The organism is Pseudarthrobacter sp. SORGH_AS 212 (genome assembly GCF_030818145.1).
Taxonomy (GTDB): Bacteria; Actinomycetota; Actinomycetes; order Actinomycetales; family Micrococcaceae; genus Arthrobacter.
The window spans coordinates 276,526-294,664 of sequence record NZ_JAUTAA010000001.1 but is presented as its reverse complement, the minus strand read 5'-3'; the positions used below and the strand labels follow the sequence as shown (position 1 = coordinate 294,664).

Below are 18,139 nucleotides of genomic sequence, written 5' to 3'. Positions count from 1 at the left end.
CGCGCGTTTTCCGCGCTGTGACGGCGCTGCAGGAGGGGCACCGCGAGGCGCCCCTCCTGCACTACCCGGCCTACACCACTGTCAGGGTGATGACGGACCCTTCAGGAACTTCGGTGTCCACTGGATCCTGGTCCCTGACGGTGCCGAAGAATCCGCCCAGGACCTTGTTAAGACGGACCTCGAATCCAAGCTTCCGCAAAGCTTGTTCGGCCTCCCCGGCCTGCTTGCCGATATAACTTGGGACCTCGACCATCCGGGGACCCTTCGAAATGGTCAAGGTGACCGTTCCGCCGCGGGTCAACGTCCCGTTGGCAGGACTTTGGCTGACCACGGCGCCTTCGGGGACCTTCCTGTCGAAGACCTCGTCCTTGGCGACCTCCGCCTTCAGGCCTGCTGCCTCGATGGCGTCAACGGCCTGGTTCTCCGCCTTTCCCACCACTGAGGGGACGGCAATGGGCTCGGGGCCCTTGGAGACAACCATTGCCACCGCAGTGCCCCGCCGGGCAGGAGTACCGGCTGCAGGATCCTGGGAGAGCACGGTTCCCGCCGAGGTCCCTTCATCAAACTGTTCGGTTACTTTGCCCAGCGCCATTCCGGCGGCGTTGAGGGCGTTTTTGGCCTCGTCGAGGGAGCCGGACTTCAGTTCCGGCAGGGGATAAAGCTGGGGGCCCTTCGATACGAGCAGTGAAACCGGCTGGAACTTGCGGATCTCCGCTCCCGCCTGCGGGTCGCTGCCTACCACCCGGCCTGAAGGAACGGCATCGTCGAAGACGTCGCTGGTGGTCGAACGGAATCCTTCATCGCTCAGCAGTTGCTGAGCCTCCGCTACGGTCCTGTTGGCCACCGCCGGTATGGCTGCCGCTGCACCCGGCCCCATCCCGAAGAACCAGCCGGCTCCGGTGGCAAGCAGCGCAGCAATGACCAGGACGATGATCCAGAGAATGCCCCTCCGCCGTGGGCTGCCTTCACGCAGGCTTCGGGCCGGTGTTGCTGCAGCCCGTGCGCGGGCCCTTTCATCGTCCTTTTCCGCCTTGCGCTGGGCCCGCTTGCTCAACGCCGGGGGAACCGGGGCCCAAGCCGGACTCTCGTCTTCGCCGGGCGGGGTGAGGGTGTGGCCGGTGCGGGGTGCCGGCGTCGGGTTGCGGGCGGCCGTGACGTGGCCTGCCGGCTGGAAGGGAGGCGGCAGGGGACGGCCGGCGGGCATGACGGACGTCTGATTGCTGATGTGCGGGATGAACTCTGTATGGCTGGGCCCGGCGGAGGGATCCGTTGCGCCGGGCAGCCCCGTGAACCCGGGCATGCCGTGAGGGGAGGCTCCCAGCGCTGCCGGTGGCTGCAGGTCGAGTTCGGAGTCTGTCAGGTTGGTGCGGATATGGCGGAGTTCCTGCAGCAGTGCGCTTCCATCAACCGGACGGTTCTCGGGATCGTTTGCGGTGCACCACTGTACGAGTTCATCCACTTCAGCTGCCAGGCCCGGAACGAGCGCGGACGGCGGACCCACCGTGCTGTTAACGTGCTGGTAGGCCACCTGAATGGGAACGTCTCCGCCGAAGGGCTGCTTGCCGGTCAGCATTTCGTAAAGCATGATGCCAACGGAGTAAACGTCACTGCGGGCATCGGCGGGCCGGCCCAAAACCAACTCGGGGGAGAGGTAGGCAACCGTTCCGATCAGCGCCCCGCTGCTGGTGGACGTCGTCACGGCCCGGGCAAGGCCGAAGTCTCCCACCTTGATCCGGCCGTCGTCGGCGATGAGGACATTCTCGGGTTTGACGTCCCGGTGGATAAAACCGGCTGCGTGCGCTGCCGCAAGGCCTTCCACCACCGGATCGATCAGGGCCAGCGCCAGCCGTGGCGGCAGGGCGCCCTTGTCAGTGATGACGTCCCGCAGGGTGTGTCCCTTGATGTACTCCATCACCAGATACGTCGTGTGGCCGTCGTTGCCCTGATCGAGGACACCCACCACGTGGGGATGGGACAGCTTCGCGGCGGCCTTGGCTTCACGGCCCAGCCTGCCCAGGAAACTTTCGTCGGCGGAGAAGTGGGGATGCAGCACTTTCAGGGCCACATCACGTTCCAGCCGTTGGTCCTCGGCAAGGTACACAGTGGACATGCCGCCCCGCGCCAGCTTGGACCTGATGGCGTAGCGGTTATCCACCAGCGTTCCTACAAGGGGGTCAGACACGTTTTCCTGCACCCTCCGATCCTAGTTGCAATGGAACGGGTCCGGGCCGTCAACCGGCCCGAACCCGTTCCATCAGCTGCTGCCGGCCCGGTCACACCGGGCCGGCCAAGGCTTTAGCCAAAGTTCTTCTGGTGTGCCTTGATGGCCGCCACATAGGCCTTCGTGTCGTCGTACATCCCGTACTTGCTTACCGAATACTGGCCCTGGTAGTAGCCTGCGATCGCCGTATCCCGGTCCTTGCTGGTAGCCAGCAGCTGGCGGATGATCGCAACTCCTGCCGTGGCGTTGTCGTAGGGATCGAGCAGGTTCAGTTTGCGGCCCACCAGGTCCGAGGCCCACTGGCCGGAGCTGGGGATAACCTGCATGGTTCCGATGGCATTGGCGGGGGAGACCGCGCGCTGGTTGAAGCCGGACTCCTGGTAGGCGAACGCCAGGGCCAGTGACGGCTCAACACCCATGCGGCGGGCGGTGTCTGCCACGATGTTCTGCATCTCTGCCCGGGACGGGACCGGGGAAGCATTCAGCAGTGCCTTGTTCTCATTCGCGGAGCTCACCACTGCCGGCGGGTAGGTGAACCCAAGGAAGGAACTCGGTACCAGCGGGGCTGCGGGCGCTGCCGGCTGCGCAGCAGCAGGCTGCGAGCCTGAGCCGGGGACGTTCAGTTTGTTGCCCGGGTAAATGATGGAGCCGAGGTTCAGCCCGTTCGCGGAAAGCAGTTCGGGCAGCTTCACCCCATGGCGCGATGCGATGGCTGAGAGGGTGTCGCCCGCCTTGACGGTGTAGGAGCCCGCCGCCGGAGCCTGCGGGGCTGAAGTGTTGGCGAGTGAGGCCGCCGGTGCCGCTGCCGCCGCGGGGGCAGCAGGTGCCTGCGAACCGGCGCTCACCTTGATCTTTTGGCCGGGGTAGATGATGGACCTCATGTTGAGGTTGTTCCAGCTGAAGACATCCCCAAGGCTCACGTTGTGCCGGGCGGCGATGGCGCCCAACGTGTCACCTGGCTTGACGGTGTAAGTGGCACCGGCGGCCGAAGCGGGCGCAGCGGCCGGCGCGGCGGGGGCCGGGGCTGCTGCGGCAGGACTGCCGGACAGCTTGATCTTTTGCCCCGGGTAAATGATGGTGCTCGCCTGCAGATTGTTCAGCCTGAGCACTTCCCCGGTGTTCAGGTTGAATTTTCCGGCGATGGCGCTGATGGTGTCTCCGCGGGCGACTGTATATTCGGCAGGCGCAGAATTCTGTGCCGGTTTAAAGGCCGCCGGAATCGTGGTGGAAACGGACGAGGCCGGAATGACCGTTGCCGTGGCCTTGGCTGCCGCCTGCGCGTTCATCGCCGCGGTCAGGGTCGCGGGGAGTGATTTGGCCGGCTGCTGGGCCGTGGCCGGCTGTGCGAGGGCCAGGGACGACAGGACAACCGCCGGCAGTGCCGCCGTCGTCGCAGCAATCATCGGCAAGCTCGGCCTGGGGGGCTGCTTCGGCGAGCGGGACATCGTCATGTAAGGGATCCTCTTCTCAACTGCGGGTGCGGACGGGGGTGCCGCATTAGTGCTTGATACTACTGTTACTCGAGTGATCTTTGTTACGAGTGTGAACAGTGAGAATCTCTCATGAATTCGCGGTTAGCACAAGAATTCGCGCTTTTGCCGTAAGGAAGAATTTCGGAGTGTCCGCAGGGCAGGAGCACTGGGCGCATGAATCGACTAGGCGCCGGACCGCGCACCGTGGCAACCTTGATTCGTGAGTAACGTAGAAAACCTCGTGGGCGAATGGTTGCCCCTCCCCGATGTCGCCCAATTGCTGAATGTTTCCATTACCAGGGTCCATGGCCTTATTGATGAGCGTGCCCTCGTGGCTGCGCGTGTGGGCGAACGGAATATCCGCTCAGTACCGGCAGAATTCCTCCAGGACGGCCAGGTGGTGGACAGCCTTAAAGGCACCATTGTGGTGCTGGCCGACGCCGGCTATTCCGACGAAGACCTGATCACGTGGCTTTTCACTCCGGACGAGTCGCTGCGCGGCCGGCCGATTGACGCCCTGCGTGAGGGGCGGAAGACCGAGATCCGGCGCAGGGCGCAGACGCTGGCCTGGTAACTGCTGTCCTCAGGAGGCCCGGCTGACGGTAGCCTCGGCCAGCCTCCTGAGTGCGGTCTTGGGCAGCTCATCCAGCTGCAGCGCCTCGAGGGCCCCGTAGGCCGCGTTGCCGTATTCACCAATCAGCACTTCGGTGGCCTGCAGCGCTCCTGAGTCTTCGATGATCCGGCGGATCTCCTGGACGTCCCCGTCGTCCAGTTCCGGACTTCCCAGCCTGGAATCGATGAAGGCGGACTCGGCCGGAGAAGCCTGGTCCAGGGCCAGCGCCACGAGTACCGTGCGCTTGCCCTCGCGCAAGTCATCTCCGGCCGGTTTCCCGGTGGTGAGGGGGTCCCCGAAAACGCCCAGGACGTCGTCGCGAAGCTGGAATGCCTCGCCCAAGGGAAGGGCGAACGCTGAATAGCCGCGCAGAAGATCGTTGGTGGCGCCGGCCAGGGCGCCGCCCAGGGCCAGGGGGTGCTCCGTGGAGTACTTGGCGCTTTTGAACCTGATGATCGACTGCGCACGGCTGACGGCGCCCGCGCGGTCGCGGACCGGACCGGCCACCTCTTCCAGGATGTCCAGGTACTGCCCCGCCATGACTTCCGCCCGCATGAGGTTAAAGATCAACCGTGCCCGGCTGCCCGAAGCCGCCCGTTCGCCGATATCCGTGAATGCCTCTTCACTGAAGGACAGGCACAGGTCGCCGGCGAGAATTGCTGCTGCCTGCCCGAACCGCCCGCTGTCCAGGGCCCAACCCTGGGCTTCGTGGAGTTGGCTGAACCTGCGGTGGACGCTGGGTCCGCCCCTGCGGGTATCCGAGCGGTCGATGATGTCGTCATGGATCAGGGCGGCGGCCTGGAAGAGTTCGAGGGCTGCACCTGCCGCCACCACCTCAGCGGCGCCGGCGTTTCCCCCCGCCCCGCGCCAGCCCCAGTAGCACATCAGGGCGCGCAGGCGCTTACCGCCGGTGACGAGGTTCGAAATTGACCCCATGATGGGGTCGATGTCCGGGGAGATGCCGGACATGATCCCCTGGCGGGAGGTGAGGAAACCAGTCAATTCCCCGGCCACCGAAGCCACAAAGTCGGCCTGTTCGTTCCTTAGCTGCTCGGCGCCCGTCACTTGGCGGACTCAGCAGCCACGTTGGCGCCGATAGTGAAAGTCGCCACTCCGGACGCCTCAACCACCGAGAGGTTAACAGTCTCGCTGTCACCGCGGACAAAGTCCTTGGAGGCCACGGCCCCGACGGCGTCACCGGGCACCGCTTTGAAGCCTTGCGCTTCCAGCGCCTTCGTGTAGAAGTCGACGACGGCGGACGTGGGCCCGGCGACTGTCGCCACCAGGGCGGCGGTTGCGGGCGCGGACGACTTGTCAAAGCTGCTGGATACAACGGTCGCGTTCGGCATCAGGGGGAGGAGTTGCTGCGGGAAGCCGTCAACGAGGGCCCCCACCGTAGCTGAGGTGCTGGGCGAGGCGCTGGGGCTGGCCGACGCAGTAGTAGTCGCATGTGCAGTTGCAGGCACAGTGGCGGGGGAGGATGGTGACGGCTGTGCCGGTGACGGGGCCGGGCTGCAGGCTGCCAGGGCCAGTGCCGCACCTGCGGCAAGAACGGCCAGGCCAGCCGGTTTGAAGTTTCCAATGACCGTCACAGGGACTTTCCTCCTGGTGTTGATGCCGGATTCAGCCTCCAGTTTAGTCAGTACCTACGGATAGGATTGCAGCCGTGGGGCCCGACGCTAGAAACCAGCCAGCCGCAGCACGCCTTCCGGGCGGCAGGCGGAAGTGCATCATGCACGTGGACATGGACGCCTTCTTCGTCTCGGTCGAACTGCGGACACGCCCCGAACTTCGCGGCAAGCCAGTGATCGTCGGCTTTCCGGGGGAGCGCTCAGTGGTCCTGTCCGGCTCCTATGAGGCGCGCGCCTTTGGCGTTAGGTCAGCCATGCCCATGGCCGTCGCCGCCCGGATGTGCCCGCAGGCTGTCATCATCGAACCGCGGCACAAGCTGTACTACGAGGTCTCGGCCCAGCTGATGGCCATCTTCGAATCCGTGACTGAACTGGTGGAGCCGCTCAGCGTTGATGAAGCCTTCCTGGACGTCACCGGAGCGATCCGCAGGCTGGGCCCCCCGAGGGAAATCGGTGAACTCATTCGGCGCCGGGTCGCTTCCGAGCTCGGCATCACGGCATCTGTGGGCATCGCCGAATCGAAGTTCGTGGCGAAAATCGCCTCCACTCGCTGCAAACCGGACGGCCTGCTGCTCATCGGCCCCGATCAAACCGTGCCGTATCTGCACAGCCTGCCGGTGGGAGCGCTGTGGGGTGTGGGGGCAAAGACAGCTGAAGTCCTGGCACGGATGGGAATCCGGACGGTGGCGGATGTGGCTGCCACTCCCGTCTCCACTCTCCGCCGGATGCTCGGCGCCGGGGGTGAGCATGTGCACCGACTTTCCTGGGGCATCGACCCCAGGCCGGTTACGCCCGTGCGGCTGGAAAAGAGCATCGGAGCTGAAGAGACTTTTGCGGTTGACACCTCCGATGACGCCCTCCTCCACCGCGAGCTCCTTCGGTTGTCGCACCGCACGGCCGGACGCCTGCGAAGCTCCGGCATGGTGGCAAGGACCGTGGCCCTGAAACTGCGCTTTGCGGACTTTTCCACCATTACCCGCAGCCGCACGCTGCAGGCTCCCGTTGACAGTGCACAGCTGATCTATGCTGTGGCGGTCCAGTTGCTGGAGTCAGTCGGGCACCGTGCCATGTCCGTCCGGCTGGTGGGGGTGCGGGCCGAGCAGCTGGAGGACACGGCAACAACCTCGGTGCAGCTCACCATCGACCGGCGGGATGAGAACTGGCGCGCCGCAGAGCAGGTCCTGGACGAGGTCACTCGAAAATTCGGCTCCAAGTCGGTCCTTCCGGCCCGTCTGATGGAACCGGGAAACGGTGTGGGCTAAAACGGACCAAAAAGCGGCCGTTCCCGTGTTTCGGAAGAAATCGCCGTCTTTCAGAACGGACCGCAACAAACTATCCTTAGAGATACATAGTTTTTGAGTGATTGGACTACTGCCGGACCGTTTTGGACATACTTCCGCTCCGGCGGCTGTGCGCCCGGTTCAACTTCCTGCCCAGGCGGGAAGACGGGAACCGAACAGGCGCACCAGCCGTTAAGGGTGCAGGAGTAATTTCTGGGACCAGCCCGGACGTTGGCCTACGAAGGAGGTCGTGATGCCGCTGTCGGAGCACGAACAGAAGCTGCTTGAGCAGTTGGAGAAGCAGCTTCACGAGGACGACCCGAAGTTTGCGAACTCCATGGGGTCGGACCCCGGGCGTTCGTGGTCAACCAGGCATGTGGTGATCGGCGTCCTCGGTGCCTTGGCAGGCGTGTTCCTGCTGCTGGTTGGCGTCACGCTGCAGAGCATCTTCGTCGGTGTCCTCGGATTTATCGTCATGGGTGGTGGCGTGTACTTTGCGACGATGCGCAGTTCCGCGGCAGCAAAGGATGGCGCCAAGGGCAGTACCGGCAAGCCGGGCAAACCGCGGAGTTCCTTCATGAGCAACCTTGAGGAGCGTTGGGACGAACGCCGGCGCGGTGAGCCCTAGGGCTTGCCGGTAACCGGGCCTCACCCGGAGCCTCCACTTCGCTCCCCGGCAGGGGAGCGAACAACAGAAAGACCCGCTGCGGCGGGTCTTTTCCTGTTTAACGCTGTTAGCGGCCATTTCACGCAGTTGCCGGCTTTCCGCTTCCCGCTGCGCCCTGGAAATCCACTCCACTTCCCACCACCCGCAGAAAATGGCGCCATTCCGCGGCCGATATCCCAATTTCGCGGTTCACCACGCCCGATTTTGCGTTGACTGTGGGGGAAAGTGGAGTAATGTGGAGGACATAAGAGGGTGGTTGCAACATAGGGGATGTGCATTTCCTGATATCGGACAGGCGGTGGGCCAGTGTTTCTGGGCACTCACTCGCCGCGCCTGGACGAGAAGGGACGGATCATTCTCCCCGCCAAGTTCCGTGAGGAACTGGCTAGCGGGCTGGTGCTCACAAGGGGCCAGGAACGTTGCATCTACGTCTTCAGCGAGAAGGAATTTGCACGGGTCCACGAGCAGATGCGGGAGGCGCCAATCTCCTCCAAGCAGGCACGTGACTATATCCGTGTCTTTCTCTCTGGGGCCTCTGACGAGGTACCTGACAAGCAGGGGCGCGTGACAATTCCTCCCGCGCTCCGGGAGTACGCAGGACTCGGAAGGGAACTGGCCGTCATCGGCGCAGGCTCCCGTGCCGAGATCTGGGACGCCCAGGCCTGGAATGAATACCTCGCGGAGAAGGAAACAGCCTTCTCTGAAACGGACGATCCCATTCCGGGCATTCTCTGAATCCCGGAGCGGTACGCAGGAGTTTCACGCAGGAAGTTTCCTGGATGAGATCTCCAGCCGGCCGATCGGCCAGCCAACCTGACTCACTTCCCCGGAGCCAGGCAGGCGGGACGGTAGGTACGGATGGGGATCTGATCCCGGAAACGAAAAGCAGCTACCACAACGGCGAGAAAGGACGAGGCATGAACGAACAACCGAAGCCAACGTCCGAACGCCATGTGCCGGTCCTGCGGGACCGGTGCATCAATTTGTTGGCCCCCGGATTCGAAGCTGCACGGCAGCAGGGCAGGGCCCCGATCGTCATCGATGCCACGCTGGGTATGGGCGGGCACTCCGAAGCCATGCTCCAGCGGTTCCCGGACCTTCACCTGATCGGCATTGACCGTGACGAGGAAGCACTCGCCCTTGCGGGGGAGCGGCTTGCACCGTTCAGCGCGAGGACGGACCTGGTCCACGCCGTTTACGACGAAATCCCCGAAGTCCTCGCGGACCTCGGCGTAACCGAAATTTCCGGCATCCTGATGGACCTTGGCGTTTCGTCGCTCCAGCTTGACGAACGGGAGCGCGGCTTCGCCTACTCCTTCGACGCTCCCCTGGACATGCGGATGGACACCAGCCGCGGGCAGACTGCTGCTGACGTCGTCAACACGTACAGCGAGGAAGAGCTGGTCCGGATCATCCGGAAGTGGGGCGAGGAGAAGTTCGCTGGCCGCATCGCGAACCGAATCGTCGCTGCACGTGGCGGGAAGCCGTTCACCACCACCGGAGAGCTGGTGGAGCAGATCCGGTCAGTCGTCCCTGCCGGAGCTGCCAAGTCGGGTGGACATCCGGCCAAGCGGACCTTCCAGGCGTTGCGGATCGAAGTCAACGAGGAGCTCGACGTCCTGGAGCGCGCCGTCCCGGCCGCCGTGGATGCGCTGGCCATGGGCGGGCGAATCGTGGTCATGTCCTACCACTCCCTGGAGGACAAGATCGTCAAGGCCGTCCTCCAAGGCCGCTCCAAGTCCTCCGCCCCGCTCGGGTTTCCGGTGGAACTGGAAGAGCATAAACCCGAACTCAAGATCGTGACCAAGGGCACCGAGGTGCCCACCGCCGTCGAAATCGCCGAGAACCCCCGTGCCGCCTCAGCCAGGCTCCGTGCGGCGGAACGAATCAGAGCCAGGAGAGCTGCATGAGCACCGCTGCCGTCAAGAACTTTCCCGCCGCTCCCGGCAATCCGGCGCAGCGCGAGGAACGGAAGAGCCGTACCCCGCTGTCCGTGGTGCGCAGCATGCCCCGCAAGCGGCGTGCTCCTTTCGTCGTCCTCTGCTTCGCCATGCTTGCGGTAGCACTGGTGGCAGTCCTGGTCCTGAATATCTCGGTATCCACTGCGCAGTACCAGCTGGTTGAACTGCGCGCCAAGCAAAGCACGCTGACCAAGCAGAACCAGGACCTCACCCAGCAGGTGCAGAATTTCGAGGCCCCGCAGAACCTTGCGGCCAAGGCCAAGGACCTGGGAATGGTGGCTTCAACCGTCAAGGGCCAGATTGACCTTTCCACGCTGTCCGTCACTGGCAAGGCCACGCCGGCAGTGAAGGGCGCCACTGAAGGTGCCGTCATTCCTGCCCCGGCCGTCCCCGGGCAGCTGATCGTCGTGCCGCCGGCCTCAACGGGTGAACCCCTGGCAAGCCGCAAACCGGCGGCAGAAACCCCGCCCGCCGCAGCGGCTCCTGCCGCTGAGGCGCCCGCAGCGGCAGCGCCCGCCCGCCAGGCCTCAGCGGCAGAACTTAACGGCGGCACGGTTCCCGCACCGCAGCAAAAGGTGCCCGGACAGTAAGAGCGGGACTGGCAGGCACGAGGGACGAACAGCAAGGAAGATCAGTGGCGCAGAGGACCGGTAAGGCAGCGAACGGCAAAGCGCCCAACCCCACCAGGCGGTTGCGCCTGGGCCTGGGCATCATGCTCACGCTCCTGCTGGTGGTTGGCGGAAAGCTGTTCCTGGTACAGGGCCTGGACGTCGGTGGCATGGCTGAAGCCGCCCTCAACAAGCGGATGACAGAAACGGTCCTGCCTGCCGAGCGCGGCAGTATCCTGGATGCCAACGGCACGGTCCTGGCAAACAGTGTGATCCGCTACAACGTGGTGGTGGACCAGCAGCTCAATACAAAGACCGAGACCTACCGGCGCCTGGATAATGTAGACGGTAAGGAAAAACTCGTCGAGGTCAGCCGCGACCAGGGCCTCACCGAGCTGGCAGCAGTCCTTGGCATGGACAAGGACGCCATCGTCAAAGCCGTTACCGGTGAGTCGCGCTACTACATCGTGGCCAAGGACGTAAAGCCGGACGTCGAGGACCGCATTTCCAAACTCCAGGTGCCCGGCATCGTGACCGAAGGCGTCAGCAAGCGCGTTTACCCCAACGGCTCCGTGGCGGGCGGCATCATCGGCTTCCTGCAGGAGGGCGGCAGCGGACAGGCCGGAATCGAACAGACGCAGGACGCCCTCCTGAAGGGGTCGGATGGCAAGCGCCTGTTCGAAATCGGGGCCGACGGACTCCGGATCCCGGTGGGCGTGGACGAGCTGACCGCACCGCAGGACGGCAAGAACGTCAAGCTCACCATCAACTCCGACCTCCAGTACTTTGCGCAGCAGGCCATCCAAAGCCAGGCGGACAAGCTCAGCGCCGAATGGGGCGTCATCATTGTGATGGACGTCAAGACCGGCAACCTGGTGGCCATGGCGGACACCAACTCCCCGGATCCGAACAACCCGGGCCTCGTGGCGGCCAAGGACCGCGGCGTCCGCGCCGTTACCGCAGCCTACGAGCCGGGTTCGGTGGAGAAGATGCTGACCGCAGCGGCCCTGATCGAGGAGGGCAAGGCCAACCCGCTCAGCGAATACACGCTGCCACCCTCGTATACGGTCAACGGCCAAACGTTTACCGACTCCTTTTCACACGGCACCGAGAAGCGCACCCTCGCGGGTATCCTGGGCTACTCCATGAACACGGGCACCGTGATGGCCGGCCAGGCCCTGAGCAAGGACCAGCGCCATGACTGGTTGCAGAAGTTCGGCATTGGCGAGGCCCCGGACATCGGGCTCCCCGCTACCGCCTCCGGAATTCTGACCCCCGCAGACCAGTGGGACGGGCGGCAGGAATTCACCGTCCTCTTCGGTCAGGGGGTGTCACAGTCCACCCTCCAGACCGTGCGGGCCTTCCAGTCAGTGGCCAACAACGGGGTGATGCTCCAGCCGCGACTGATCGACTCGTATGTTTCCCCCGACGGAACCGAGGAAAAGGTACCGGCAGCACCCGCCACCCAGGTTGTTTCTGACAGCACCGCCCAGCAGGTCCAGGACATCCTGGAAAGCGCCGTCACCGAGGGCCAGATCAAGGATGCCTCCATCGACGGCTATCGGGTCGGTGCCAAGACCGGCACCTCGGAATCGCCCTGCGACGACGGCAAGTCCGGTTTCTGCGGCTACACCGCCTCCATGGTGGGCATGGCGCCGATGGATGATCCGCGGTTTATTGTTGAGGTGGTACTCCAGCGGCCCAAGGGCAGCATCTACGGGATTACCAACGGGCCGGTCTTCCGGTCGGTCATGAGCCAGGCACTGCGGACCTACAACGTCCAGCCGTCCACCGGCGAACCGGCCAGGCTGCCCCAGTTCGCCAAGTAGCACCCCGGCGCCACCACGCTGCAGCAGCGCCCGCTGCGGCCACAGCCGGGCACGGTCCACTAGCACCATCGGAGATTCCTTGTCAGAGTTCACGCCGTCCCACAGCAGCGCCGTTCCGGCCGCTCCTGCCAGCAAAGCCAGGTTCCGGCCCGCCGCCGTCGAACCGGTCCGGCTGGAGAGCATCGGCGTCGCCGTAGGCGTCGCAGTTCCCGGACATGCAGCAGGCGTCACGGTAACGGGAATCACCCTGAACTCCCGGGCCGTCGAAGCCGGAGACCTGTACGTCGCCCTTCCCGGAGCGTCCCGCCACGGTGCGGACTTCGTGGCACAGGCCGTGGAAGCGGGGGCGGTGGCCGTCCTGACCGACGACGCCGGTGCGCGCCTGCTGGCGCTGGGTAATGACACCCCGGTGCCGGTCCTCGTGGTGGACAAACCCCGCAACGTGGTGGGCCCGCTCTCCGCGGCCATCTACGGCAGCACCGACGCCGCCGACGAGGACTTCACGCTGTTCGGAGTGACAGGCACCAACGGCAAGACCACCACCACGTACTTCATCAACTCACTGCTGCGCGCCCTCGGCACCCGGTCCGGCCTGATCGGCACCATCGAGATCCTCGCCGGCACGGAGCCCATTCCAAGCCTGCTGACCACCCCCGAATCGACCGAAGTGCACGGGCTGCTCGCACTCATGCGCGAACGGGGACTGGGGGCGGCAGCCATGGAGGTTTCCTCGCACGCCATCTCATACCAGCGCGTGGACGGCGTGCTGTTTGACGTGGCCGGTTTCACCAACCTGACGCAGGACCACCTGGACCTTCACGGCACCATGGATGACTACTTCGCCACCAAAGCCGACCTCTTCACACCGGCGCGCGCCCGCAGGGCAGTAGTGACGGTCGACGACGAGTGGGGCCGCCGCCTGGCCGGCACCGCCGGCATCCCGGTCACCACCCTCAGCACGGACGGGCAGGCAGCCGCAGACTGGGCGGTGGCCGCCACAGAACCCCGGGCCCTCGGCACCTCGTTCACCCTCAAAGGCCCCGACGGCGCAGAACTGCGCCTGCACACCGGGCTGCCCGGCAGCTTCAACGTCGCCAACGCCGCACTGGCGGCGGTCATGGTCCTCTCCGGCGGTGTGGACCCCGCCGTGCTTCAGGACGCCCTGGACACGGCCGACCCGTTCACCGTTGCCGTCCCCGGACGCATGCAACTCGTCGCCGAGCAGCCGGCCGCCGTCGTCGACTTCGCCCACAACACCGATGCGCTGGCCCGTGCCCTCGAAGCCGTCCGCCCGCCGGCGCCGGGCTCCCGGCTGATCGTCGTCTTCGGTGCCACCGGCCAGCGCGACCAGGGCAAGCGCCCCGCCATGGGCGCGGTGGCCGCCCGCCTGGCGGACACTGTCATCATCACTGACGACGACCCCCACGACGAGGACGCAGCTGCCATCCGCGCCGACGTCCTGGCAGGTGCGGAAGACGCGCGGAGCAGCGACGCGCTGCCCTGCGAGATCCTGGAGGTCTTCCCCCGCGATGAAGCCATCCGACGCGCAGTGGAGCTCGCAGGCCCGCTGGACAGCATCCTTGTGGCCGGACGCGGCCATGAAGTCTGGCAGGAAGTCAAAGGCGTCAATCTTGCCCTTGACGACCGCGTGGAACTGCGCAGCGCCTTGACAGCCAGGGGATTCAACGTTCTCCAAGACGACCGGATAGAGTCCTAGACCGAGATGATTGCTTTTACTGCGGCCGAAATCGCCGACATCACCAAGGGGCGCCTGGACGCCGATCCCGGAATCACGCCTACATCGGTAGTGACGGACTCCCGCGAAGCCACACCGGGCTCGCTGTACGTGGCCAAGCCCGGAGAACACGCTGACGGGCATGACTTCATCGCTGCAGCGTTCGAATCCGGCGCCGTCCTGGCTCTCGTGGAGCGCCCGGTGGCCAGGCCTGACGGCAGCTCCTACCCATCTGTACTGGTGGAAGACGCCGTCCTTGCCATGGGTGCACTGGCCGCGGAGGCCGTAAGGCGCATCCGTGCCGCCCGCGCCGCAGCGGGCCAGGTACTCACCGTCGTCGGCATCACCGGCTCGGCAGGCAAGACCACCACCAAGGACCTCCTGGCGGGGCTGTTCGCCTCCCAGGGCTCAACGGTGGCGCCGAAAGGTTCCTACAACGGCGAGGTGGGCGTTCCGCTGACCGTCTTTCAGGCGGACGAGGGCACGTGCTATCTCGTGATCGAAATGGGAGCAACCGGGATCGGGCACATCCGGTACCTCGCCGACATGGTGAAGCCGGACATTGGCGTGGTCCTGGCCGTCGGCACAGCCCACGCCGGCGAATTCGGGGGAGTGGCGAACATCGCCCTCGCCAAGGGGGAGATGGTTGAAGGCCTCTCCGCCGGCGGGACCGCGATCATCAACCTCGACGACGACAGGGTGGCCGCCATGCGCAGCCGCACCGCGGCCACCGTGCTCGGCTTCAGCGCTGAAGGACGCGACGGAGCCGCCGTGCAGGCCCTTGGCGCCGACACCAACGAACAGGGCAACCCGGAATTCGACCTCCAGCTGCCCGGCGGTGACGGCCCGCACCACGTGGCCAGCAAGCTCATCGGGTCCCACCACACCGGCAACCTGCTCGCCGCGGCGGCTGCGGCCTTCGCAGCCGGCATGTCCGGCGCAGACATCGCCGCCGGCCTGAGCCGCCAGGGCGCGGTAAGCCGCTGGCGGATGGAACGCACCGAACGTGCGGACGGCGTCACGGTGATCAACGATGCCTACAACGCCAATCCCGAATCCATGCGGGCGGCGTTGCGCACGCTCGCCGACCTGGGGCGCGGCAGGCGCACCTGGGCGGTGCTTGGCGCCATGCTTGAACTCGGTGCCGACTCGATCCGGGAGCACACCGCCGTGGGCACGCAGGTGGTCCGGCTCAACATCTCCAGGCTGGTGGTGGTGGGCCGGGAGGCGCGGGCCCTGTATGTCTCAGCTGTCCAGGAAGGCTCCTGGGGCGACGAATGCCTGTTCGCCGAAACTCCTGAGGAGGCCTATGAACTCCTCAATGCCGAACTCCAGCCGGGCGATCTGGTCCTCTTTAAGTCCTCCAACAGCGTGGGCCTGCGCCATCTGGGCGATCGGATAGCATTACCCCCACAAACCCCCCTGAACGCCGATGAAAGGAGCACACTGCTGTGATTGCACTTTTGATCGGCGCCGGGCTGGCCCTGCTCTGCGCCCTCGTCGGAACGCCGCTGTTCATCAGGCTGCTGGTCCGCCGCGGCTACGGCCAGTTCATCCGCGACGACGGACCCACGTCACACCACACCAAGCGCGGAACGCCCACCATGGGCGGCACCGTGGTGGTGGCCGCCGTCCTGCTCAGCTACGGGCTCACACACCTCATCATGTTCCTGATGAACCCGGATTCCCCGGGGCCGTCCGCCTCCGCCCTGATCCTGCTGTTCCTCATGGTGGGCATGGGCCTCGTCGGGTTCCTCGACGACTTCATCAAAATCTCGCGGCAGCGAAGCCTGGGCCTGGACGCCAAGGCCAAACTGATCCTGCAGGCCGCCGTCGGCGTCATCTTCGCCGTACTGGCACTGAACTTCCCGGACGAATCCGGGCTCGCACCCGCCTCCACCAAGATCTCGCTGGTCCGTGACCTGCCCTGGCTCGACCTCGCCTTCGGGGGGACCGTCCTCGGGGCCATCCTCTTCGTGGTCTGGTCCAACCTGATCGTCACTGCCGCCACCAACGGCGTCAACCTCACCGACGGCCTGGACGGGCTGGCGGCCGGCGCCTCCGTCATGGTCTTCGGCGCCTACACCCTGATGGGAATCTGGCAGAGCAACCAGGCCTGCGGTTCGCCGCGGGAAGCCGGCAGCGGCTGCTACTCCGTCCGCGACCCCCTGGACCTCGCCCTGCTGGCGGCCATCATGAGCGCAGCCCTGGTGGGCTTCCTCTGGTGGAACACTTCTCCGGCCAAGATTTTCATGGGCGACACCGGCTCCCTGGCGATCGGTGGTGCCATTGCCGGGTTCGCGATCCTCTCGCGCACCGAACTCCTGCTGGGCATCATTGGCGGACTCTTCGTCCTCATCACCCTCTCCGTCATCATCCAGGTGGGCTACTTCAAAGCCACCGGCGGCAAACGGGTCTTTAAAATGGCACCCCTGCAGCACCACTTCGAACTCAAGGGCTGGGCCGAAGTCACGGTGGTGGTCAGGTTCTGGATCCTTGGCGGCCTCTTCGTCGCCGTCGGGCTGGGTATCTTCTACGCTGAATGGGTTGTGCTGCTGTGACCGTTTCCCCCCGCCTGGAAAACCTCGTTACCTGGGACTCTGACTGGTCCGGGCTGCGCGTGGCAGTCACCGGCATCGGCGTCTCCGGCTTTGCCGCCGCGGACACGCTGATCGAACTGGGCGCCCGGGTAGTGGTGGTCGACGCCGCCACCAGCGACACCGCCAAGGCCTCAGCAGACACCCTGAAAATCGTCGGTGCCGCCGATGTCCTTCTTGGCGAAGAAGCTGTTACCCGCATTCCGCGGATCGACGGTGAACTGCCGGAACTGATCGTCACCTCGCCGGGCTGGCGTCCGGACCAGGCACTGTTGGCTGCAGCAGCCCGTGCACACATCCCGGTCTGGGGCGACGTCGAACTTGCCTGGCGGGTCCGCCAGCGCGAGGGACGCAAGACCGCCGACTGGCTGGCCATCACCGGCACCAACGGCAAGACAACCACCGTGGGCCTCACCGAATCCATGCTGCGGGCCGCAGGGCTGAAGGCCATCGCGGTGGGCAACGTGGGCAAGCCCATCCTTGACGCCATCCGGGAACCCGTCGAATACGACGTGTTCGCCGTCGAACTCTCCAGCTTCCAGCTGCACTGGGCGGAATCTCTGTCGCCGCTGGCCAGCGTGTGCCTCAACGTTGCCGAAGACCACGTGGACTGGCACGGCTCCTACGACTCCTACCTGGCGGATAAGGCCAAGGTCTACGAACAGACCCAAAAGGCCTGCATTTACAACGCCGAGCAATTCGAAACCGAGCGCATGGTGGAGAACGCCGACGTCGTGGAAGGGTGCCGTGCCGTCGGCTTTACCACCGTCACTCCGGCGGTCAGCATGCTCGGCGTCGTGGAGGGCCTCCTGGTGGACCGGGCCTTCATCGAAGAGCGGCGGGACAGCGCCGCGGAACTCGCGGCCATGGCAGACCTTGGTCCGATCGCTCCCCGGCACATGGTGGCCAACGCGCTTGCCGCCGCGGGACTTGTCCGCGCCTACGGGGTCGACGCCGCAGCTGTCCGCCAGGGGATCCGCGACTACGTTCCCGGCGACCACCGCATCCAGCCGGTAGCCCGCCACGAAGGCGTGCTGTGGATCAACGATTCCAAGGCCACCAACCCCCACGCCGCCGCAGCTTCACTGGCGGCTTTCACCAACGTCGTCTGGATTGCCGGCGGCCTCTCAAAAGGCGTCACCTACGACGACCTGGTCCGCGAGCAGGCACACCGGCTCAAGGCCGTGGTACTGATCGGAATGGACTCCTCGGAGCTTGCCGGGGCCCTCCAGCGACACGCGCCGGATGTCCCCGTGATCGCGGCGGCGCCGGGTGACACTGAAGAGGTGCAGACTGCTGCAGCGGAAGGTGCCACCGGTACCCGTTCCCCCCTTCCCGGGGAACAGGTCATGTCCCTGGCCGTTGCGACAGCAGCCCAGCTGGCCGGCTCCGGCGATACTGTGCTGATGGCTCCCGCAGCTGCTTCCATGGATCAGTTCTCTTCCTACGCACACCGCGGCAACACATTCATCGAAGCTGTCCGCGGGCTGGTGGAAGGGCAGGCCAAGACCGGCGAGGAGTAAGA

Annotated in this window: 15 protein-coding genes; 11 read left to right on the top strand and 4 right to left on the bottom strand. The window is 65.4% G+C overall.

What is annotated here, in order from left to right; all coding sequences use genetic code 11:
* Positions 1–70: 70 nt before the first annotated feature.
* On the bottom strand, positions 71–2,194 hold the full coding sequence (locus tag QE394_RS01290) for a PASTA domain-containing protein (protein WP_349033554.1): 2,124 nt from the start codon (positions 2,192–2,194) through the stop codon (positions 71–73).
* Between the two features lie 101 nt (positions 2,195–2,295).
* On the bottom strand, positions 2,296–3,672 hold the full coding sequence (locus QE394_RS01285) for a LysM peptidoglycan-binding domain-containing protein (RefSeq protein WP_349033553.1): 1,377 nt from the start codon (positions 3,670–3,672) through the stop codon (positions 2,296–2,298).
* Between the two features lie 241 nt (positions 3,673–3,913).
* On the opposite strand from QE394_RS01285, the gene QE394_RS01280 reads away from it, so the two are divergent.
* On the top strand, positions 3,914–4,267 hold the full coding sequence (locus tag QE394_RS01280; protein WP_056077580.1) for an Rv2175c family DNA-binding protein: 354 nt from the start codon (positions 3,914–3,916) through the stop codon (positions 4,265–4,267).
* Positions 4,268–4,276: 9 nt separating this feature from the next.
* Here the strand turns inward: QE394_RS01280 and QE394_RS01275 are convergent, their stop codons facing one another.
* On the bottom strand, positions 4,277–5,371 hold the full coding sequence (locus QE394_RS01275) for a polyprenyl synthetase family protein (protein ID WP_349033552.1): 1,095 nt from the start codon (positions 5,369–5,371) through the stop codon (positions 4,277–4,279).
* On the bottom strand, positions 5,368–5,898 hold the full coding sequence (locus QE394_RS01270) for a hypothetical protein (protein WP_056077572.1): 531 nt from the start codon (positions 5,896–5,898) through the stop codon (positions 5,368–5,370). The genes QE394_RS01275 and QE394_RS01270 overlap by 4 nt, the downstream gene beginning before the upstream one ends.
* Before the next feature lie 140 nt (positions 5,899–6,038).
* Here QE394_RS01270 and dinB point away from each other — a divergent pair, with 140 nt between their 5' ends.
* The 10 genes from dinB to murD all read left to right on the top strand — a co-directional run bounded on the left by dinB (position 6,039) and on the right by murD (position 18,137).
* Positions 6,039–7,199 (top strand): DNA polymerase IV, encoded by a 1,161-nt coding sequence (gene dinB, locus QE394_RS01265; protein ID WP_349033551.1) that lies wholly within the window; start codon positions 6,039–6,041, stop codon positions 7,197–7,199.
* A gap of 271 nt (positions 7,200–7,470) precedes the next feature.
* Positions 7,471–7,845: a DUF3040 domain-containing protein gene (locus tag QE394_RS01260; RefSeq protein WP_056077566.1), complete on the top strand. Its 375-nt coding sequence runs from the start codon at positions 7,471–7,473 to the stop codon at positions 7,843–7,845.
* Positions 7,846–8,190: 345 nt separating this feature from the next.
* The gene (gene mraZ / locus QE394_RS01255; protein WP_009358613.1) at positions 8,191–8,619 is read left to right on the top strand and encodes a division/cell wall cluster transcriptional repressor MraZ; all 429 of its coding nucleotides are present in this window, start codon (positions 8,191–8,193) and stop codon (positions 8,617–8,619) included.
* Between the two features lie 182 nt (positions 8,620–8,801).
* Complete coding sequence (gene rsmH, locus QE394_RS01250; RefSeq protein WP_349033550.1) at positions 8,802–9,794, top strand: 16S rRNA (cytosine(1402)-N(4))-methyltransferase RsmH; 993 nt, start codon at positions 8,802–8,804, stop codon at positions 9,792–9,794.
* Entirely contained in the window at positions 9,791–10,435 is a 645-nt protein-coding gene (locus tag QE394_RS01245; protein ID WP_045732409.1) for a hypothetical protein, read from the top strand. Before rsmH ends, QE394_RS01245 begins: the two co-directional genes overlap by 4 nt.
* 44 nt (positions 10,436–10,479) lie before the next feature.
* On the top strand, positions 10,480–12,282 hold the full coding sequence (locus QE394_RS01240; RefSeq protein ID WP_056077561.1) for a penicillin-binding protein 2: 1,803 nt from the start codon (positions 10,480–10,482) through the stop codon (positions 12,280–12,282).
* A gap of 79 nt (positions 12,283–12,361) precedes the next feature.
* Positions 12,362–13,999 carry a UDP-N-acetylmuramoyl-L-alanyl-D-glutamate--2,6-diaminopimelate ligase gene (locus tag QE394_RS01235; protein ID WP_349033549.1) on the top strand — a complete coding sequence of 546 codons (1,638 nt, stop codon included), beginning with the start codon at positions 12,362–12,364 and terminating at the stop codon, positions 13,997–13,999.
* Positions 14,000–14,005: 6 nt separating this feature from the next.
* Complete coding sequence (murF, locus tag QE394_RS01230; protein ID WP_349033548.1) at positions 14,006–15,472, top strand: UDP-N-acetylmuramoyl-tripeptide--D-alanyl-D-alanine ligase; 1,467 nt, start codon at positions 14,006–14,008, stop codon at positions 15,470–15,472.
* Positions 15,469–16,578 (top strand): phospho-N-acetylmuramoyl-pentapeptide-transferase, encoded by a 1,110-nt coding sequence (gene mraY / locus QE394_RS01225; RefSeq protein WP_056077552.1) that lies wholly within the window; start codon positions 15,469–15,471, stop codon positions 16,576–16,578. Before murF ends, mraY begins: the two co-directional genes overlap by 4 nt.
* Positions 16,560–18,137, top strand: coding sequence for a UDP-N-acetylmuramoyl-L-alanine--D-glutamate ligase (gene murD, locus QE394_RS01220; protein WP_349033547.1), 1,578 nt, complete (start codon positions 16,560–16,562; stop codon positions 18,135–18,137). The genes mraY and murD overlap by 19 nt, the downstream gene beginning before the upstream one ends.
* Positions 18,138–18,139: the final 2 nt, after the last annotated feature.

What these genes read in the sequence shown, in the direction of transcription:
- QE394_RS01285 (WP_349033553.1), bottom strand. Translation starts at nt 3,672, where the DNA reads ATGACGATGTCCCGCTCGCCGAAGCAGCCCCCCAGGCCGAGCTTGCCG.
- dinB (WP_349033551.1), top strand. Translation starts at nt 6,039, where the DNA reads ATGCACGTGGACATGGACGCCTTCTTCGTCTCGGTCGAACTGCGGACA.
- QE394_RS01260 (WP_056077566.1), top strand. Translation starts at nt 7,471, where the DNA reads ATGCCGCTGTCGGAGCACGAACAGAAGCTGCTTGAGCAGTTGGAGAAG.
- rsmH (WP_349033550.1), top strand. Translation starts at nt 8,802, where the DNA reads ATGAACGAACAACCGAAGCCAACGTCCGAACGCCATGTGCCGGTCCTG.
- QE394_RS01245 (WP_045732409.1), top strand. Translation starts at nt 9,791, where the DNA reads ATGAGCACCGCTGCCGTCAAGAACTTTCCCGCCGCTCCCGGCAATCCG.
- murF (WP_349033548.1), top strand. Translation starts at nt 14,006, where the DNA reads ATGATTGCTTTTACTGCGGCCGAAATCGCCGACATCACCAAGGGGCGC.
- murD (WP_349033547.1), top strand. Translation starts at nt 16,560, where the DNA reads ATGGGTTGTGCTGCTGTGACCGTTTCCCCCCGCCTGGAAAACCTCGTT.